Source organism: Paenibacillus rhizovicinus (assembly GCF_010365285.1).
In the GTDB taxonomy this organism is placed as follows: domain Bacteria; phylum Bacillota; class Bacilli; order Paenibacillales; family Paenibacillaceae; genus Paenibacillus_Z; species Paenibacillus_Z rhizovicinus.
This window is the reverse complement of the sequence record NZ_CP048286.1, coordinates 4,157,034-4,175,000: the sequence shown is the minus strand read 5'-3', so window position 1 is coordinate 4,175,000 and position 17,967 is coordinate 4,157,034. Positions and strand designations below refer to the sequence as shown.

Below are 17,967 nucleotides of genomic sequence, written 5' to 3'. Positions count from 1 at the left end.
CGCCTTCCGCAAAGCCGACATTATAGAAGTAAGCATTCAGTTTGCGCTCCGCCGTAATCCTTGGATTCTGGTTGCGAAGCGCCCCGGCCGCCGCATTGCGGGCATTCTTAAGCGGTTCAACCGCCGTTGTATTGTAAGCTGCCAGTACCGACAGGTTCATGATACCTTCGCCTTGCACTTCAATTAGACCGTCCGTAAACGGAATGCTGAGCGGGATGGAACGAATCGTCTTGACCTGCGCCAATATTCCTTCTCCAACCGTGCCGTTGCCACGCGTGGACGCCTGCACGAGATTGCCCCCGTCATACGTCAAATTCAAGGTAAGCCCGTCAAACTTCAATTCGATGGCATAAGACGGATCGGGAAGCGGAGCCGCATCCGGGTTCTTGGTGTTGTAGTCGGCGATTGCTTTCCGAACACGCGTATTCCATGCCAATAAATCCTCCGCATCCTGCGCTTTGTCGAGACTCCATAAACGGGCACGATGGCGATGCGGCTCAAAGCCTTTCAAAATCTCGCCGCCTACCCGCTGCGTAGGCGAGTCAGGGAGCGTAAGCCCGCTTTGCTGTTCCAGTCCAACGAGCTCATCGTAGAGCTCGTCATACTGCACGTCGCTGATCGTCGGTTGATCCAGCGTGTAATAGTTATGATTATGGACCGCTAGCAGGTCGATCAGCTCACGCATACGGAGTTGTTTCGTCGAATCGGCATTCGATCCCGGTTCCATCGCAGTCGTCATTGACGTCCTCCCTCTCTCGTTCGAATCGAACATTCCGCACTAAATTAAAATCGTTTCGTTATACTTTTTGAATCGGAGCATGGGCAGCAGAAAGCTTCCTGACTCCCGTCGGTGCGTTGAACGCAACCTGAATCTCCTGGCCATTGGAGGTTTCGCGAACGGCAACTACCGTGCCAATGCCCCATTTGCCATGGGAAACCTTATCGCCTACCGTGAATTTCTCGCTTGCCGCTCCGCCGGCGTCCGGCGTCCTTCCAGGAAGAACAGGACGCGAATGATCAATCACGCGCACACCGCTGCTGCCATTCGCTGCCGTCGCTCCCGGCCGCGGAGGCGTTGCAGCCCCTCCGCGGAAACCAAAGCCGTTCCCTGACGGGCTGCTCGTACGTCCGCCGCTGAAACCGCCCCCGCCCGCCGGACGCCCGCGACCAACTGCCGATGCATCCGTCTTGAGCTCGTCTGGCACTTCCCGCAAGAAGCGCGATGGCATGTTGGCATTCGTCCGTCCGAAGAGCGTCCGCATCCGCGCGCAAGTCATAAACAGCTGCTTCTCGGCACGGGTGATGCCCACGTACGCCAAACGGCGTTCTTCCTCCAGCTCGTCGTTATCGTTCAGCGCCCGGCTGTGCGGGAAGACGCCTTCCTCCATGCCGACGATAAAGACGATCGGGAACTCGAGTCCTTTGGCGCTGTGCATCGTCATCAACACGACCGCATCCTTAACGCCGCCTTCAGGCTCATCCTCGTCCATGGAGTCGATGTCGGCGATCAGCGCGAGGTCCGTCAGGAACGAGACGAGCGACTTGTCTTCGTTGCGCTTCTCGAAGTCCTGCGTAACGGACAGGAACTCGTCGATATTCTCGAGGCGCGCCTTCGATTCCAGCGTATTCTCGCGATGCAGCTCCTCGCGGTAGCCGCTTAACTCCAGCACTTTCTCCGTCAACTCCGTGACGGATAAGTATTCCACCATCCGCGTCAGGTTGAAAATCATCTCCTGGAACTCCCGGAGCGCCGTGCGGGCGCGTCCCGTTACGTCCAGCCAATCGAGCTGTTCCAACAAGTTAAAGACGGAAACGCCGCGGCGCCCCGCTTCCTCGAGCAGTTTCGCGACCGTCGTGTCGCCTATTCCCCGCTTCGGCACGTTAACGATCCGCTGGAAGCAGACATCGTCGTCGGGATTGGAGATAAGCCGCAGATAAGCGAGCAAATCCTTAATCTCTTTGCGGTCATAGAACTTGACGCCGCCGACGATTTGATACGGAATGTCGGATTTAATGAGCGTTTCCTCGATGACCCGCGACTGGGCGTTCGTCCGGTACAATATGGCATGATCGGCAAATTTGCGGCCTTTATTCACTTGCTGGCGAATTTGCCCGGTGACGAAAAACCCTTCATCATGCTCCGTGTCGGCCTGATAGATCATGATGGCCTCGCCCTCGCCTTGATCGGTCCACAGCTTCTTATCCTTACGGGAGCTATTCAGCTTAATGACGGCATTCGCCGCGTTCAGAATATTGGACGTCGAACGGTAGTTCTGTTCCAGCAAAATCGCTTTCGCCTCTGGATAGTCTTCCTCGAAGTTCAAAATATTCGTAATATCCGCGCCCCGCCAACGATAGATGGACTGGTCGCTATCGCCGACGACGCAAATGTTATGATGCTTCTCGGCGAGCATTTTACACAGCATGTACTGCGCCCGGTTGGTATCTTGATACTCGTCGACGTGAATATACCGGAATTTATTTTGGTAGAATGTCAGTACGTCCGGCTCTTCCTTGAACAGCTGGATCGTTTTCATAATCAGATCATCGAAATCAAGCGAGTTGTTGCTCTTCAGCTTCTTCTGGTACATCGTATACACTTTAGCGACGATCCCGTCGAAATAATCCCCGACCTTCAGCTCGAACTGCTCCGGCGTGATCAGCTCGTTCTTTGCGCCGCCCAAGGCCGCCTGCACGCTCTTCGGTTCGACTTTCTTCGTATCGATGTTCAATTCCTTCATGCAAGTGCGGATAACCGACAACTGATCGGCCGAATCCAAGATGGAAAAACTGTTCGTAAATCCGATCCGGCTGATGTCCCGGCGTAAAATCCGTACGCACATGGAGTGGAACGTGGATACCCAGATGTCTTGCGCAGACGGGCCGACGAGCGAGCCGACCCGCGTCTGCATTTCCCTTGCCGCTTTATTCGTAAAAGTAATCGCCAAGATGCTCCATGGCGCTACGCGTCTCTTCTCCATCAAATACGCAATGCGGTGCGTCAACACGCGCGTTTTACCGCTGCCCGCTCCCGCCATTATGAGCAGCGGCCCTTCTGTCGCTTGAACGGCCGCGCGCTGCGGCGGATTCAACTTACTGACAGCTTGATCGATGCTAAATTCATTCAACATAGTGAACATAAACCCCTTTGTTCGCATTTGTTCGCCTATCCTTCAGTCTAGACAACCGTGCGGGATGTGTCAATTAGAGGATGGAGGAAAAACAGAAACGGCCATAAAGAAAAACGGCCGTGATACGAAGGCCAGCCTGTCTGATGCCCGATTCGTTATCAAAGCCGTTGTCGTTATCGACTATCTTGTTGTCAGGCTCTTCCTCTATCTTCCAAACGCAACTTCCGCAACCGCAGCGACCGTCGATAAAGCCGCTTCCAAATCCTCATAGATGATATTGCCGACGATGACGGTATGCGCCGCTTCCGCCGCCTGACGCGCTTTATCGGCGTTGTCGATACCTCCGCCGTAGAACACTCTTGCGCCGGAAGCCAGCCTTGCCGCCCGCCTCACTAGCTCCATATCTCCGAACTTTCCGCTGTATTCCATATAAATAATCGGCAGCCGCATCAGCCTGTCCGCCATATACACATGCGCCGTCAATGTCTCCGCGTCCATCGCCGACCGGGCCCCCGTCAGCTTGGCGGCTTCGGCCTCCGCATTCAGAATTAAGTACCCCTCCGCCGAAGTATCTTCCCAAGGAATAAACGCGCCGAATTTGCGAAGCCCGTCAATCTGTCTGCCCGTCATCCATTCTGTCCGGTCCGTGTTCAGCACAAGCGGAACGAAATAGTGGTCGAAGCCCGGAACGGCTGCTTCCTCGCTCGATACCTCCAGCGCGCAAGGCACTTCGTACCGCCGAATGCGCGACATGAGGTCCACCGTGTTGTCGAACGTGACGCCCGTCGATCCGCCTACGATCACGGCATCCGTGCCTGACATGCATATGGCATCCAGCTGTTCGTCGCTGATTTCACGGTCTGGATCGAGCTTAAAGACATGCCGCCAATTCCCGTATATCGCTTGCAGCTCCATGATAGCCTCCACCGCCCCAATTACTTCTCATCGTTAAATATTAAGTGCCTCAATGCGTTGCATAACCGCGAATTCATTCGGATAAATCATCATATATTCCGTCAGTCCCACCATGCGGAACAGCTTCTCGTAGTGAGGCGTCACGCCCCAGGAAAACGTATGGACCCCGGCCTTGCTCCCCATGCGGGCAAGACGGATCAAGACGGCCATGCCGCCGCTGTTGATGTACTCTACCTTCGTCAGGTCCAGCGCCAGAAAACGGATCCCAAGACCCAGGTCAGTTTCCTGTTCCAGGCCCGCGATCAGCTTCGCCTCCGCTGATTTCGTCAGCTCGCCGCTCAGTTCAAGCACCACGCCGCTGGGAAATTTTCGCGCATGCATCGAAAATGGTTGTTCTGCCACGGTCTCTCTCCTCCTCTATGTAGACTGCCCATCCGGAGCATTTCTCGATTTGCGCATAAAATACAGCTCGGTATAAAATCCGCGCTCATCCCGTCCCGTCGTCCAGTAATCGGCAAGCGAATCAATCATGACAAGCCCCCACCCGCGGGGATCTTCCGATTCCAGCTTCTTGCGCATCTCGTCCTCGTCTCTGGAAAGACGAGGGAAATGGCCGCCTCCTTCGTCATAAACGCGGCAAACTGCCAGCATGCCGCCGATTTGGGCAATGACCGTCACATATTTGTTCGGCTGCAGCTTATTGCCATGTTCAATGGCATTAATCATCGCCTCGCAAATCGCGCTCTGCGCATCCTCGCGGATGTCGCATTCCGGCCATCGCTCATCCATCCAGTCGCCGATCTTCATGGCAATGAGCCGCTCGTCGCCCAGTATGCTGCGCACCGACCATTCACGGGAAAGAAACGGATTATCGAACGGCGCGGGGCTCGTTCCCTGCTCGCCCGGCGCCAAATTAAGCTTCCCGAGCAGGCTGCGATACTCTCCGGCAAGTTCGAGAACGACGACCGTTCGGTCGTCTTGGCCCGGACCGCACTCCCGATCGACGCGCGAAAGCCACTCGTCGATGACCGCCTCAAGGTCTGCGACCGTATTCCAAGTGGAAAGCTCGGCCTCCAAGCCTTCGAAGCTGTACATCTCTCCTCGTTGATTAACGGCCTCAATTAATCCATCGGTATAGAGCAAAAATCGATCCCCGCTCTCCAGTTGCAACGTGATTTCTTCATAAACGGCTTCCGGATCGAAACCAATTGGTAGCGAGCTGCAGTCAAGGGCTTTGAAATTGCCATCCCTCGCAACGACGTAGGGCGACAAATGCCCCGCGCTCGCATATTGCACTTGATTGTTCGTCAAATCGATGACGCCGACCCCGATCGTTACGGAGCCCTCCTCGCCCATGGCTTCGCAAAGCTGGCGATTCATGCGCGCAAGCACCTCCGACGGGCTGCCGTTACGCCGAATTTCGGAACGAAAGACGAGCAGCTGCGCGGACATCAGCAGCGCGGCAGGCAAGCCTTTGCCGGATACGTCCCCAATCATGATGGCAAACCGGCTAGGGCCAAGCGACACCACGTCGAAGAAATCCCCGCCTACTTCGCGGTAGGACTGGCAGCGTGCCGCGATCCGATAGGAACCGATGGTCAGATCGCCGGGCGGTAGCAGTTTCTGCTGGACGTTGTAGGCCAGCTTCAGTTCGCGTTCAAGCGAGTCGTACTCGCGATTGATCCGGTTCTTCAGCTCGTTGAAGGCGATCGCCAATTCCCCCGCTTCATCATGCAGGAATGCTTCCGCTTCGTTCGGCGGAAGGTCATAGCCGCCTACCAGTCCGCGAATGCCGCGAATCAGTCTCCGCAGTTCCTGCCTGAATTGCATCGTCACATAACAGAATAAGCTTAAGCCCATTATAAAATAAAACAACGCGATGATGCCAAATTTGTACGGATCCATCGTTTCATGTGGCCTGGAGGTTACGATGGCAAGCTGCAGCAAACTCAGTATCGTCACGATAAATGTGCACGTATACGTAATGACGAGCGGCTGCGCGACCGAAGCTCGGCCGTCGAATCCGCTTGGGAGCGGCTGCAGCCGCATGAGTACCGGTCTGAGCATGCGCCGCACCGATGTAAACAAGATAATGGCGATAAAGATAAACAAGCTTTGTTCTCCGACCATCGTTCCGAGAAGACGATAGCCATCCATTTCAAGGCCGATGCTTTGGAAACAATCCTTGCCGTGCAATACGACCGAGAAGAGCAACCCGAACAGTATGATGCCGTAAAGCAGCTCGTATGGGAGCCGGTACAGCCGGCGCAGCGCCGTATTGATACCTATTTCGTCCGACAGCCGGTTCCCCGGCGCTGCGCTGAACGGCAACACGCTGAACACCGGCTGCAGCCGTAAAGCCGAGATGAAGAGCAGCGCCAATCCCAGCAGGAGAGCGCCTAGGCTAACGATAACAAGCGGAAACGGAAACATTTCTTCAAAATGGGCGTCCAATGTGGACTCCGCTCCCAAAATCAGCACGCCTCCGAACATGGTTAGCAAATAGACGGCAAGCAAGCGATTAAGCAGCCCGGCATGATAAGAAAACGGAGACTTCTGCGGCTGCTCGTTCAACTCCATAGCAGTTTTCTTACCTCTTCCCGCGGCTCGATTCCGAGCTCTTCCTTGCAAATGCGCTCAAGCCTGCGGTACCAGCCGATCGCTTCCACGCGCCGAAATCCGCGAAGGCAAAGCTTGATCATAGCTTCATATGCCTCCTCTTGTTCCGGACGCAGAGCGATCCAATCCGAAAGCCGTTGTTCCTCGCGCGCCTCTTCGTTCGATTCCCCATAGTACGCCGCGAGCCTTCTCAGCATGTTCGTCTGCCTGTCCAGCAGCTGTTCTCTCGTGCGCTCCAGCCACTCTGAATAGGGGAGTTCTGGCGCAAGCATCCCATACAGCGGAATTGCCTTCTCGAACAGACGGGCAGCCTCCTCCCGGTCATCCGTCCAAAGCTGGTCGCCGACGCGGGATAAGGTCATAAACGTCTCGGCGTCCACCGATTCGACGATCTGTTCCGAAATGCCGATAACGCCGCGTTTGGCATAAACGGCATCCTCCAGCAGCCCGACCTCTTTGAGCGCAGAACGCAAGTCATGCAGCGTCACGTACAACTGATTGGAGCGCTTCGCGGGATCGCCTTCGCCAAAAACCCGCTCGATGATTTGTTCCTTGTTCGATTTATATCCTTGCTGCATCAGCATGTGCACGAACAATTCGCCCGCCTTCCGGCGTTTCCAGACCGGTTCGGAATGTTGTCCGTTCCCTTGACTGAAGGCAATGCCGCCGAACAGCTTGATTTTCCATTTCGATGGTTCTATAGCCGGCGTCGCTTGGGTGCTGCGGCGCTCGCTCTCATGCGCAGGAGCCAGGATCGGTTTCAAGCCCTTGCCCGACGAGGGTTGAACGGATTTGGCGGTTCCGGCCTTCCGGGCCTTCGGCGACTCCGCGGCTTCCGACGCTTGAGCGGCATTCGCCGCTTGTGCCCGCAATTCTAACTTTGCCCGCAATTCGGCGGCCAGCTGCTCGATCGCAGGCGTGGACACGAGCCGGCGCTGCCGATCGAGCAACCGGAGCCCCTCGGCCGCAGCGTCAAGCATCCCTTCCGCCAATTGCCTCCTAATCGCCGCTCCGGCGGCGTAAATGCCGCTCTCGACATCATCGCTCAGCTCTTCCGGCAGCCGCTCTTCCGCTTCGTTCAATAAAACGGCTTTCGTCAGATAGGCATAACGGGCGGGAAGCCGCCCGCACATGCCCTTATCCCGATTGACGCTCGTCAACACGCGCAAAACATCCTCCGTAAGCGACTGCTCCTCCGTACGCCGTTTCAGCCAATTCATCCAGAACTGCCAGTCCGGATGCGTCCGCTTCCGCGGATCGAAAATCAATCCGTCCAGCAGAACGAAACTAGCCCATAGCGGCCGTCCCTCTTCCCTGAACCGTTCCGCCGCAGCCATCAGCAACTCCGGCACATCCTCCATCCGAGAGACAAGGTCCCCCGCGTTCGCCGCGGCACGGGCCAACGCCCAAGGAACGAATCCGCTGCAGTTCTCCGGGTTGCGCTTCCACTCCTGTTCAAGCTGTGACATAAACGGCTTCGACTCCTGTTTGTCACCGACTTGAATATATAAAAGACCGAGCATCGCCATCATCGTCAACATCGCGGACTCGTCGGCCTGTGCGGCGAACCCGCGCAGCGCGGCTTCCAACCGCTGTTTCGACCCCGCTAGCTGCCCATGAAGCAAACCGTTCTCGCACTCGACGCGAAGCAATAGGGGGGACTTCATTCTTATTTCCGCCGGAATGGCAAGCAGCTGCTCCATCGGCGGAAGGTGCCCGTCCAGAATGATTTGCTCCGCTTTCATCACTTGACCCAGCCATTGATGCTGTTGTGGCACGTAATTGCTGTACTGATTCATTTGCATCCTCACCGCGCTTCGTTTATTGACGTTCGGCTTTTCAAAAAAAGCAATCCGCCGATCGTCTCATTACATGACGCTAACTGTTGCTACTATTCGCGTCTCGTCTCCAAAATCCTTTCTGCAACCGTCGATATTGAAAGAAATGTGTAAGAATCTGAACCTTTCGCATAAAAAAAGAGAGACCTTAGTAATAGGTCTCTCGTACGATGCGTTACTTCACCAGCTGGCCTCTCGTGACGCCAAGCTGGTTGATTGCTTTCAGGCTGCGCCACACCTGTGTGCCGCCAATACGTCCCGCAAGCGCGTCGCTGTATAACTCGATAACCTCATCCACTTTATCGGCTGTCTCTTCCAAAAATTCAATACGGAACGAATTCACGCCTAAATCGCGGAACTGAACCATGTATTCCGCCCCGGACTGTTCGATGGCGTTGTATACGGTGTTCCGGCAGCCTTCGTCGACGCGAACGGGATGCGCCATGCCGATTCGATCCTGCAGCGATGCGCGATGGTCCTCGCACGGCCGCCCGCAGTTCGTGAAATCCGTCCCTTCGCTCATGAAGGTACAGTAGACGCAATGCTCCGTATGGAACATCGGCAAATGCTGATGAATGACCACCTCGGTCCGCGACGTGTCGCTGGTGCGCAGCAGGTCGAACATTTGCTGTACGTTCAAGTCGTACGAAGGCGTGATCAGGCTGCAGCCGGCATCCAGGAAGAGATCCGAAGCTTTGTGGTTGGCTACGTTCAAAGAGAAATCCCCGATCAATTGCGGGAACGCCTCGTTCGGGTTGGCCGCCTTGGCGCGCAGGTAATAATACAAGGCGCCCGTATTGCGTACCAGCACCGCGTCCGGCTTCAGCTTGAGAATATTGGCGTGGTAGCCGTTCTCGCCAGGCATATGGATCCGCGGCGTCGCCAGCGCAATCGGCTTGCCTGCGCTCCGCGCGAGCTCCATAGCGGCGGGAAACTGTTTGATGAACTCGAAGTCGGCATAGACCATGTCGACTTTCTCGGATCGCACCGCCGCTTCCAACTGCTGCAAGCTGCGGCAGAGCACCGTCAGCTTGGCAGGCCGATCCGCCGGCACGCGCTGCGCAGCCTCGCTGCCGTGCGCGCTGCCAACGGCGGCTTTGCCGCCGCGCGCGTCGGCATAGACCTCGACCTCGCGCTTCACGTACACGGGCGGCTTCGGCCGTTCGCCCGCCAAAGCCTCCGCAGCTTCGCGGCGCATCCGGTTCAGCTCGCGCATCGGCACGATGAGATCGCCTCGCAGCTCGACCTCGAGCACCTCCAGCTGATAGACCGTGCCGCCAAGGCGGCCGAGCTGCTCGCGCAGCAGCGCCTCGTCCATCGGGCGCTTCTCCGCATGTTCAAGCGGCAGTTCGGAGACGACTTCGACCGTGTTCCCTTTCTCCACGTCCGTCCACCAGGAACGAAGCGGCTGTCCCAGCTCGCCCTCGACCTTCACGTGCAGCGGGAACACGCGGTACGGCTTCTCGGTTTCGAAAGTCGCGCGCAGCCGTTTGTCCAGCGCCGGATCGCTCGTCTTCCAGACGCGATCGCCGACATGGACGCGGCGCAAGTCGATATCGTTGCGGCCGGGCACGATCTCGAGCACGATGCCCTCCTGCGCTTCGCCCTCCAGCTTGACGCCTTGTCTGCGCACGTCGTAGACGCGTCCGCCTTCTTCTTTCTTCGTCGGATCTCCGGCGTCGAACACGATGCCGTCCCCGCGTTTCAACGGGGCTTCGATGCGGACGACGACGGCGTCGCGCAATACCCGCTCCACGCGGCCGAGGAAGACGCCCCGGCTCTTCGGAAACGTACCCTCCACGAGCTTCTTGTTGTTCGTGCCATCCAGGAAGCCATGCGTAAATCCGCGCGAGAAGCTTTGCTGCAGCTCGCGCATCTCTTCCTTCGACGGCGCGGAACGATCGCCGTCGAAATATTTGTCAATGGCCCGGCGGTACTTGCTCACGACGTTCGCCACATACTCGGGACTCTTCAAGCGGCCTTCGATCTTGAACGAAGACACGCCCGCTTCGATCAATTCCGGAACGAGCTCTACGGCAGCGAGATCCTTCGGCGAAAGCAGATAAGCCACGTCGCCCATCGGCTTCACTTCGCCGTCCACCATGAGGTCGTACGGCAGCCGGCAGGCTTGCGCGCATTCGCCGCGGTTGGCGGAACGTCCGCCCCACATCTCGGACGTGAGACACTGACCCGAATAAGACACGCATAACGCGCCATGCACGAACACTTCCATCGGCAGCTTCGCCTGCTCGCCGATCGTCTTAATCTGTTTCAAATTGTTCTCCCGGCCAAGCACGACCCGTTCAATGTCGAACGGCTTCGTGAATTCCACCGCTTCCGGCGAGGTGATCGTCATCTGCGTGGAGCCGTGGATCGGGAAATCCGGCGACAGCTCACGGATGAGCTTCACCAGCCCCAGATCCTGGACGATAACCGCATCTACGCCTGCATCGATACAAGATTCGATCAGCCGCTTCGCGTCCTCAAGCTCATTCTCAAACACCAATATATTAAAGGTCAGAAACCCTTTCACGCCGTAGCTGTGCAGAAAGGCCATAATTTCAGGCAGTTCGTCCGTTTGGAAATTATTTGCCCGCGCCCGCGCATTGAACTTCTCCACGCCAAAAAATATGGCATCGGCTCCGTTCGCCACAGCCGCGCGCATGCAATCCCAATCTCCGGCCGGAGCCAGCAGCTCGACATCTTGCCGTTTCATCGTATTCATGTAAACTTCCGCCATCCTATCTTTCAATTCGCATATTTACTTTCAGTTTACCAGAGCGGACGCGTAAACAAAAGCGAACGCGGGGGAGGGAACGGCTGGGCCTGCTTCCGGTTTATTAACCAAGTTCGCCTCCATGGAACCCGCCCTTCTTCTTTATCATTGCCAATCGCAGCACAACTTCATCTTCCTGATAACCGCAATACGAAATATTTTGCCATCTATATAAGTAGGGTCTATTAAAATCGTATCGAAATAGGAGGATCTAAATGAATTGAAAAGCGTTTTCATATTTGTCCTTTATGTATGCATTTTTGTCATTGGACCCTTGGAATCTTAACCTTGGAATTTGCCCATGCTATAATGAAGGCAGACTCACAGTACATAATTATCGGGAGGTAACTATACACGTATGAAACTCGGAGTATTTGCCGTACTATTCGCGCAAAAGTCGTTTGAAGACGCATTGGACTACATCGCTTCCAAAGGCCTCGATGCCATTGAAATCGGCACGGGCGGCTACCCTGGCAACGCGCACTGCGATCCGGACGTCCTGCTCGCTGACGAAAGCAAACTGAAAGCATTCAAAGACGCTGTCGATTCCCGCGGTTTGACAATCAGCGCACTTAGCTGCCACGCTAACCCGCTGCACCCGCAAAAAGCGATCTCCAGCGAGCATGACGCCATCATTCGTAAAACGATCGAACTGGCTTCCAAACTGGGCGTTCCGGTCGTTAACACGTTCTCCGGCTGCCCTGGCGACCACGAGGATGCGAAATATCCGAACTGGCCTGTAGCTCCATGGCCGAACGATTATCAAGAAATTCTGGACTGGCAGTGGGAAAACAAAGTTATCCCTTACTGGACGGAAATCGGCAAGCTCGCTACGGAAAGCAATGTCAAAATCGGTCTGGAGCTGCACGGCGGCTTCTCCGTTCATACTCCGGCAACGCTTCTTCGCCTGCGTGAAGCAGCTGGCGACGCAATCGGCGCTAACCTTGACCCAAGCCACATGTGGTGGCAAGGCATCGACCCGGTTCAAGCGATTCACATCCTTGGCCGCGCCGGCGCTATCCATCACTTCCATGCCAAAGATACGTCGATCGATCCGATCAACGTTAACCGCCACGGCGTAACGGACATGCAGTCCTACGCGCTGATGCTGGACCGCGCTTGGCAGTTCCGCACGGTCGGCTACGGCCACGACATGAAAGTATGGTCCGATATCATGAGCGCGCTTCGTCTTGTCGGCTACGACTACGTTGTCAGCATCGAGCATGAAGACGGTCTGATGTCCGTGGACGAAGGCTTCTCGAAAGCCGTGCAAAACCTGCAATCCATCCTGATTCGCGAGCCTCTTGGCGAAATGTGGTGGGTATAATAACCCTCACGCATGCAATTGCATGAGAAAAAGCTCCAGCTATTCGCTGGAGCTTTTTTGTATGGTACCGGAGCCTTTATGTAAAAAGCCGCCGCAATCTTGAGCCCAAGATCGCCGGCGGCTTTATTATCCAATCATCCGTTCATATGCGTGCGAAACAATGATTATGAAATCCAAACTTTGAAGATCATAACGTAGTTCGCGAACAGGAATACGAGCAGCGATACTGTAGTAAATCCGATTGCAAATAGATCCTTCTTCGGTTTAGCCGTCAGCAAACGAATCCATCCGATGAATATAACAATCGTAAACAGCAGCATCATAATATCCATGGGATCGAACTTCGCGAGCCCAGTTGATGCGGTTTCAGCTAAAAACATGGGTGAGATCCTCCTTCATTTTCGCACGTAGCCTATGTTACCTATGTTAGCCTCATCACGAGCCCGATGCAAGTCACATTGGACAATCGTAACAAGTTTGTCACCATTTCTGAAAGGTTGCTTTTATTATAAACAGACCTGAATTTAATTATAAAAAAATCTTATAATTCAATACCCGCTTTTCGTTGTCCGCTGAACTGAATTATGATACGATTCACTGAAGAGATATCATACGAAAATTGTCGGATTTTATCGGCTTTCCGCTCGCCGTGCGACACGACTAGACAAAGGGGAAAATAATAACATGGCATATGAAGCCGTATGGATGAACGATCCTTCCAAACTCAATAAATTCGAATTTATTAAGATGGAGAAAGACGGACTTGACGTTATCCGCACGATCATCGACAAGTACTCGAAAGAAGGCTATGCCTCCATTTCCGAAGATGACATGAACCGGTTCAAATGGGCTGGCGTCTATGAGCAGAAGCCTAGGGAAGGCTACTTCATGATGCGGATCCGAATTAATACGGGCATCATGACTTCCGCGCAAGCACGCGCGATCGCTTCCATCGGGCGCGATTACGGACGCGACTTGATCGACGTTACGACGCGCCAAGCGATTCAGTATCACTGGCTCAAAGTAGAAGACCTGCCGGACATCTTCAATCGTCTGGAGGCCGTTGGCCTGTATTCGTACGAAGCTTGCGGCGACTGCCCGCGTACAATCGTCGGCAATCCGCTTGCAGGCATCGACCGCGACGAGCTGATGGACACGCGCGAGATCGTCGAGCAAGTCAACGATTTCTACTTAATGAATCGCGACTTCTCCAACTTGCCGCGTAAATATAAAATGTCCATATCGTCCAATATCTATAACAATGCGAACGCTGAAATCAATGACCTTGCGTATGTGCCTGCTACCAAAGTCATCGACGGCGAAGAAGTTATCGGCTTCCATATCTATGTCGGCGGCGGATTGTCCGCGAAGCCGCATATGGCCAAAGAATTGGACATGTTCGTTCGTCCCGAGGACGTGCTGAAAGTTTCGATCGGCGTTACGACGATCTTCCGTGATTACGGCTACCGCGAGAAGCGTCACCAAGCCCGCCTGAAATTCCTTGTCGCGGACTGGGGTCCGGAGAAATTCCTCGAGAAGCTGAAAGAAATCATCGGCGACATGCCTTCGGCCGGACAAAACAAGACCGTCGGCTGGAACGGCGTGTATTACGATGGCGTTTATCCTCAAAAAGAAGAAGGCCTGAACTTCATCGGCTTGAACGTTCCTGTCGGCCGCACGAACTCCACTGAGCTGGAACAGCTTGCGGATGCCGCGGATGAATTCGGCGATGGAAAGATCCGTACGACAATGTCGCAGAACATTATCCTTGCCGGCATTCCGGACGAGAAAGTGGAAGCGGCGCTGCAAGTGCCTGTACTGAAACGTCTCTCGCCGAACGCAAAACCGTTCTTGAGCCGTACGGTTTCCTGCACAGGCAACGAGTTCTGTAACCTGGCCGTCGTCGAAACGAAAGAACGTGCCGTTCGCGTTGCGGAGTACTTGGACGAGCACATCCAATTGGATGAGAAAATCCGGATTCACTTCATCGGCTGCCCGAACGCTTGCGGTCAGAAGCATATTGCCGACATCGGCCTGCAAGGCGCGCTCGTGAAAACGCCTGAAGGCATGGTCGATGCATTCGACATCGCCGTTGGCGGTATTCTCGGCCCTGGCGCGAAGTTCAACGAATCGCTGAAAGGCCGTGTCAAAGGCGACGAGCTGGGCGGCGTACTCGTTCAGCTGCTTCACTTCTATAAAGAAAATCGCGAGTCGGACGAAACGTTCCACAACTATGTCAAACGTGTCGGCGTGCCGGCATTCCAAGAGAGATTGACGGCCATCTTGGCTGGTTAATTGGCTAGTTCATGCAAGAGTTGAAAGGCCCGGAGGTTTCTGCCTCCGGGCCTTTCTATGCATTTTGGTTGGAACGGACCTTCAACGGCCAAGTTGAAAAGGAAGAGGGATTGCTCCCTCCATTCAAAATGGTGGGGGCAATCCCTTTGTCATTCCTTGTTCTATTACTGCTGTCTATTGTTCGGAGCCTGCAGCTACGCTCTCCATCTCGCGCTGCTGGGCAATCGTCCGTTCGCGGTCGCGCTCCAGTACCGGTTTCAAGTAACGACCCGTGTACGAGCCCTCGACTTTGACGACCTCTTCCGGGGTACCGGTGGCCACGATTGTTCCGCCGCCTTTGCCTCCCTCAGGACCGAGATCCACGAGATAATCGGCCGTCTTGATGACATCCAGGTTATGCTCGATGACGAGCACCGATTCCCCGGAATCTACAAGCCGATGAAGGACAACGAGCAATCTGTCGATATCGTCGACATGCAACCCCGTCGTTGGCTCATCCAGAATGTACAGCATCTTGCCCGTGCTTCTGCGGTACAGTTCAGCGGCCAGCTTGACGCGCTGCGCTTCGCCGCCGGAAAGCGTCGTTGCAGGCTGTCCCAGATTCATATAGCCAAGACCAACATCAAGCAGCGTTTGCAACTTACGGTGGATCCGAGGCACGTTACGGAAAAACTCGCACGAGTCCTCGATGGTCATTTCCAGTAGGTCCGCGATGCTCTTCCCTTTGTATTTCACATCGAGCGTCTCGCGGTTATAACGTTTGCCTTTGCAAATCTCGCAGGGCACGTAGACATCCGGTAGAAAATGCATCTCAATCTTGATGATGCCGTCCCCGCGGCATGACTCGCAGCGGCCGCCCTTCACGTTGAAGCTGAAGCGGCCTTTCTTATACCCGCGCACCTTCGCTTCGTTCGTCGATGCGTACAAATCGCGAATATCGTCGAATACGCCCGTGTATGTCGCCGGGTTGGAACGCGGCGTCCGGCCGATCGGCGATTGGTCGATATCAATGACCTTCTCGACGTGTTCAAGACCGCGGATTTCCTTATGCTCGCCGGGGCGAACTTTAGCTTTATTCAGATCCCGCGCAAGCGTCTTATACAGAATCTCGTTGACCAGCGTCGATTTCCCCGAACCGGAGACGCCTGTCACTGCGGTAAACACACCGAGCGGGAACTTCGCATTAATGCTGCGCAGGTTATTCTCCTTCGCACCGCGTACCTCAAGCCATTTGCCATTCGTCTCGCGGCGCTTCAGCGGAACCGGAATAAACTTGCGCCCGCTCAAGTAAGCGCCTGTCAGGGAATTCTCGTCGGCCATGACTTCCTTCGGCGTCCCCATGGAGACCACTTGGCCGCCGTGAATGCCCGCGCCGGGGCCGATATCGATAATATAATCGCTGGCCAGCATCGTATCTTCGTCATGCTCTACGACGATCAAGGTATTTCCGAGATCGCGCATATGGAGCAATGTCTGGATAAGCTTGTCGTTATCCCGTTGATGAAGCCCGATGCTCGGCTCGTCGAGAATATAGAGAACGCCCATCAGACTGGATCCGATCTGCGTGGCCAATCGGATGCGCTGCGCTTCCCCGCCCGATAACGTACCCGCGGCGCGGTTCAGCGACAAGTATTCCAAGCCCACGTTCACAAGGAAGCCGAGACGGCTGTTGATTTCTCTCAAGATTAGATGCGCAATAAGCAATTCTTTCTCCGTCAGATCAAGACCGTTGAAGAACCGCTCCGCCTCGCCGATCGACAGTCCCGTCACGTACGAGATGTTCTGGCTGCCAATCGTGACGGCCAAGCTTTCCTTCCGCAGACGATGACCTTTGCAGCCGGAACACGGCTTCGCGCTCATGTACTGTTCGATATGCTCGCGGATGCCTTCAGAACCCGTGTCCCTGTAACGGCGTTCCAGATTGTTCACGATGCCTTCGAAAGGCACCAGCGCTTCCTTGGAATGACCGAAGTCATTCTCGTATTTGAAACGGACGCGTTCGCCGCCCGTTCCGTTCAGCAGCTTCTTCATTTGCTCCGACGTCAGCTCGCTGACCGGAACATTCCGCGGGATGCCGAAATGCTTGCATACCGCCTCCAAGAATTGCGGGTAGTAGTTAGAGGTGCTGCCCGCCCATGCCTCGAAAGCACCTTCTTCGATCGACTTGCTCAAGTCCGGTACGAGCAGATCAGGGTCGACGATCATCTTGGCGCCCAATCCGTCGCAATCCGGACATGCCCCGTATGGGCTGTTGAACGAGAACATACGCGGAGCCAGCTCGTCGATGCTGAAACCGCAGATCGGACATGCCAGGTTAGAACTGAACAGCAGCTCTTCCTTATCCATGACATCGACGAGCACTTGGCCCCCGGACAGCTTAAGTGCGGTTTCGAGCGAATCCGCCAAACGGCTGTGAACATCGTCCTTCACAACGATCCGGTCGACGACGACCTCGATGTTATGTTTCTTGTTCTTCTCGAGCTCGATATTCTCGCTGAGCTCGCGAAGCTCGCCATTCACCCGCACGCGCACGAAACCTTGCTTCATCACGTCTGCCAGCAGCTTGGAATGCTCGCCCTTGCGGCCCGAAACGATCGGCGCCATGATCTGCAGCCGTGTCCGTTCCGGATATTCCATGATGCGGTCGACCATCTGCTCTACCGTCTGGGACGAAATCTCGATCCCGTGCTCCGGACAGTGCGGCTTGCCGACGCGAGCGAACAGCAAACGCAAATAATCGTATATTTCAGTCACCGTACCGACGGTTGAACGCGGGTTGCGGCTTGTCGTCTTCTGGTCAATGGAGATCGCCGGCGATAGACCGTCGATAGAATCGACATCCGGTTTCTCCATTTGGCCGAGGAATTGACGCGCGTAAGCCGATAACGATTCAACGTACCGCCGCTGCCCTTCCGCATAAATGGTGTCAAAAGCCAGGGAAGACTTTCCGGAACCGCTGAGCCCCGTCAATACGACAAATTTGTCGCGAGGAATCGTTACATCGATATTCTTAAGATTATGGGCACGCGCCCCTTTGATTACGATCGAATCACTAGCCACTTTGTG

The 17,967-nt window shown here is 55.2% G+C and carries 11 protein-coding genes (1 of these 11 cut by a window edge); 2 read left to right on the top strand and 9 right to left on the bottom strand.

The window, feature by feature from the left end; all coding sequences use genetic code 11:
- The 7 genes from ligA to GZH47_RS18640 form a co-directional block, all read right to left on the bottom strand.
- Window positions 1-739 carry the 5' end (the start) of an NAD-dependent DNA ligase LigA gene (gene ligA / locus GZH47_RS18670; protein WP_225446125.1) on the bottom strand. 1,307 nt of this gene lie to the left of the window's left edge, so 739 of the gene's 2,046 nt are visible here — the first part of the coding sequence; its start codon is at window positions 737-739; the stop codon falls past the left edge of the window.
- Window positions 740-797: 58 nt separating this feature from the next.
- A complete protein-coding gene (gene pcrA / locus GZH47_RS18665) occupies window positions 798-3,131 on the bottom strand; it encodes a DNA helicase PcrA (RefSeq protein ID WP_162642493.1) in 2,334 nt (777 codons plus the stop codon).
- Between the two features lie 204 nt (window positions 3,132-3,335).
- Window positions 3,336-4,046: a heptaprenylglyceryl phosphate synthase gene (locus GZH47_RS18660; protein ID WP_162642492.1), complete on the bottom strand. Its 711-nt coding sequence runs from the start codon at window positions 4,044-4,046 to the stop codon at window positions 3,336-3,338.
- 33 nt (window positions 4,047-4,079) lie between these two features.
- Window positions 4,080-4,448 (bottom strand): STAS domain-containing protein, encoded by a 369-nt coding sequence (locus GZH47_RS18655; RefSeq protein ID WP_225446124.1) that lies wholly within the window; start codon window positions 4,446-4,448, stop codon window positions 4,080-4,082.
- A 15-nt stretch (window positions 4,449-4,463) separates the two neighbouring features.
- Window positions 4,464-6,626, bottom strand: a complete 2,163-nt coding sequence (locus tag GZH47_RS18650) for an ATP-binding SpoIIE family protein phosphatase (RefSeq protein WP_162642491.1) — start codon at window positions 6,624-6,626, stop codon at window positions 4,464-4,466.
- Window positions 6,617-8,464 (bottom strand): AfsR/SARP family transcriptional regulator, encoded by a 1,848-nt coding sequence (locus tag GZH47_RS18645; RefSeq protein ID WP_162642490.1) that lies wholly within the window; start codon window positions 8,462-8,464, stop codon window positions 6,617-6,619. The genes GZH47_RS18650 and GZH47_RS18645 overlap by 10 nt, the downstream gene beginning before the upstream one ends.
- Before the next feature lie 214 nt (window positions 8,465-8,678).
- Window positions 8,679-11,228, bottom strand: a complete 2,550-nt coding sequence (locus tag GZH47_RS18640) for a U32 family peptidase (RefSeq protein ID WP_162642489.1) — start codon at window positions 11,226-11,228, stop codon at window positions 8,679-8,681.
- A gap of 409 nt (window positions 11,229-11,637) precedes the next feature.
- Between GZH47_RS18640 and GZH47_RS18635 the strand changes: the two genes are divergently transcribed.
- On the top strand, window positions 11,638-12,606 hold the full coding sequence (locus GZH47_RS18635; RefSeq protein WP_162642488.1) for a sugar phosphate isomerase/epimerase family protein: 969 nt from the start codon (window positions 11,638-11,640) through the stop codon (window positions 12,604-12,606).
- Window positions 12,607-12,770: 164 nt separating this feature from the next.
- Here GZH47_RS18635 and GZH47_RS18630 read toward each other — a convergent pair whose 3' ends face one another.
- Entirely contained in the window at window positions 12,771-12,986 is a 216-nt protein-coding gene (locus tag GZH47_RS18630) for a hypothetical protein (protein WP_162642487.1), read from the bottom strand.
- 304 nt (window positions 12,987-13,290) lie between these two features.
- Here GZH47_RS18630 and GZH47_RS18625 point away from each other — a divergent pair, with 304 nt between their 5' ends.
- On the top strand, window positions 13,291-14,901 hold the full coding sequence (locus GZH47_RS18625; RefSeq protein ID WP_162642486.1) for a nitrite/sulfite reductase: 1,611 nt from the start codon (window positions 13,291-13,293) through the stop codon (window positions 14,899-14,901).
- Between the two features lie 174 nt (window positions 14,902-15,075).
- Here GZH47_RS18625 and uvrA read toward each other — a convergent pair whose 3' ends face one another.
- Window positions 15,076-17,961, bottom strand: coding sequence for an excinuclease ABC subunit UvrA (uvrA, locus tag GZH47_RS18620; RefSeq protein ID WP_162642485.1), 2,886 nt, complete (start codon window positions 17,959-17,961; stop codon window positions 15,076-15,078).
- Between the last annotated feature and the right edge of the window lie 6 nt (window positions 17,962-17,967).

Excerpts from the sequence above, each read along its gene's own strand:
- pcrA (WP_162642493.1), bottom strand. The coding sequence starts at position 3,131 with ATGTTGAATGAATTTAGCATCGATCAAGCTGTCAGTAAGTTGAATCCG.
- GZH47_RS18660 (WP_162642492.1), bottom strand. The coding sequence starts at position 4,046 with ATGGAGCTGCAAGCGATATACGGGAATTGGCGGCATGTCTTTAAGCTC.
- GZH47_RS18650 (WP_162642491.1), bottom strand. The coding sequence starts at position 6,626 with ATGGAGTTGAACGAGCAGCCGCAGAAGTCTCCGTTTTCTTATCATGCC.
- GZH47_RS18645 (WP_162642490.1), bottom strand. The coding sequence starts at position 8,464 with ATGAATCAGTACAGCAATTACGTGCCACAACAGCATCAATGGCTGGGT.
- GZH47_RS18640 (WP_162642489.1), bottom strand. The coding sequence starts at position 11,228 with ATGAATACGATGAAACGGCAAGATGTCGAGCTGCTGGCTCCGGCCGGA.
- GZH47_RS18635 (WP_162642488.1), top strand. The coding sequence starts at position 11,638 with ATGAAACTCGGAGTATTTGCCGTACTATTCGCGCAAAAGTCGTTTGAA.
- GZH47_RS18630 (WP_162642487.1), bottom strand. The coding sequence starts at position 12,986 with ATGTTTTTAGCTGAAACCGCATCAACTGGGCTCGCGAAGTTCGATCCC.
- GZH47_RS18625 (WP_162642486.1), top strand. The coding sequence starts at position 13,291 with ATGGCATATGAAGCCGTATGGATGAACGATCCTTCCAAACTCAATAAA.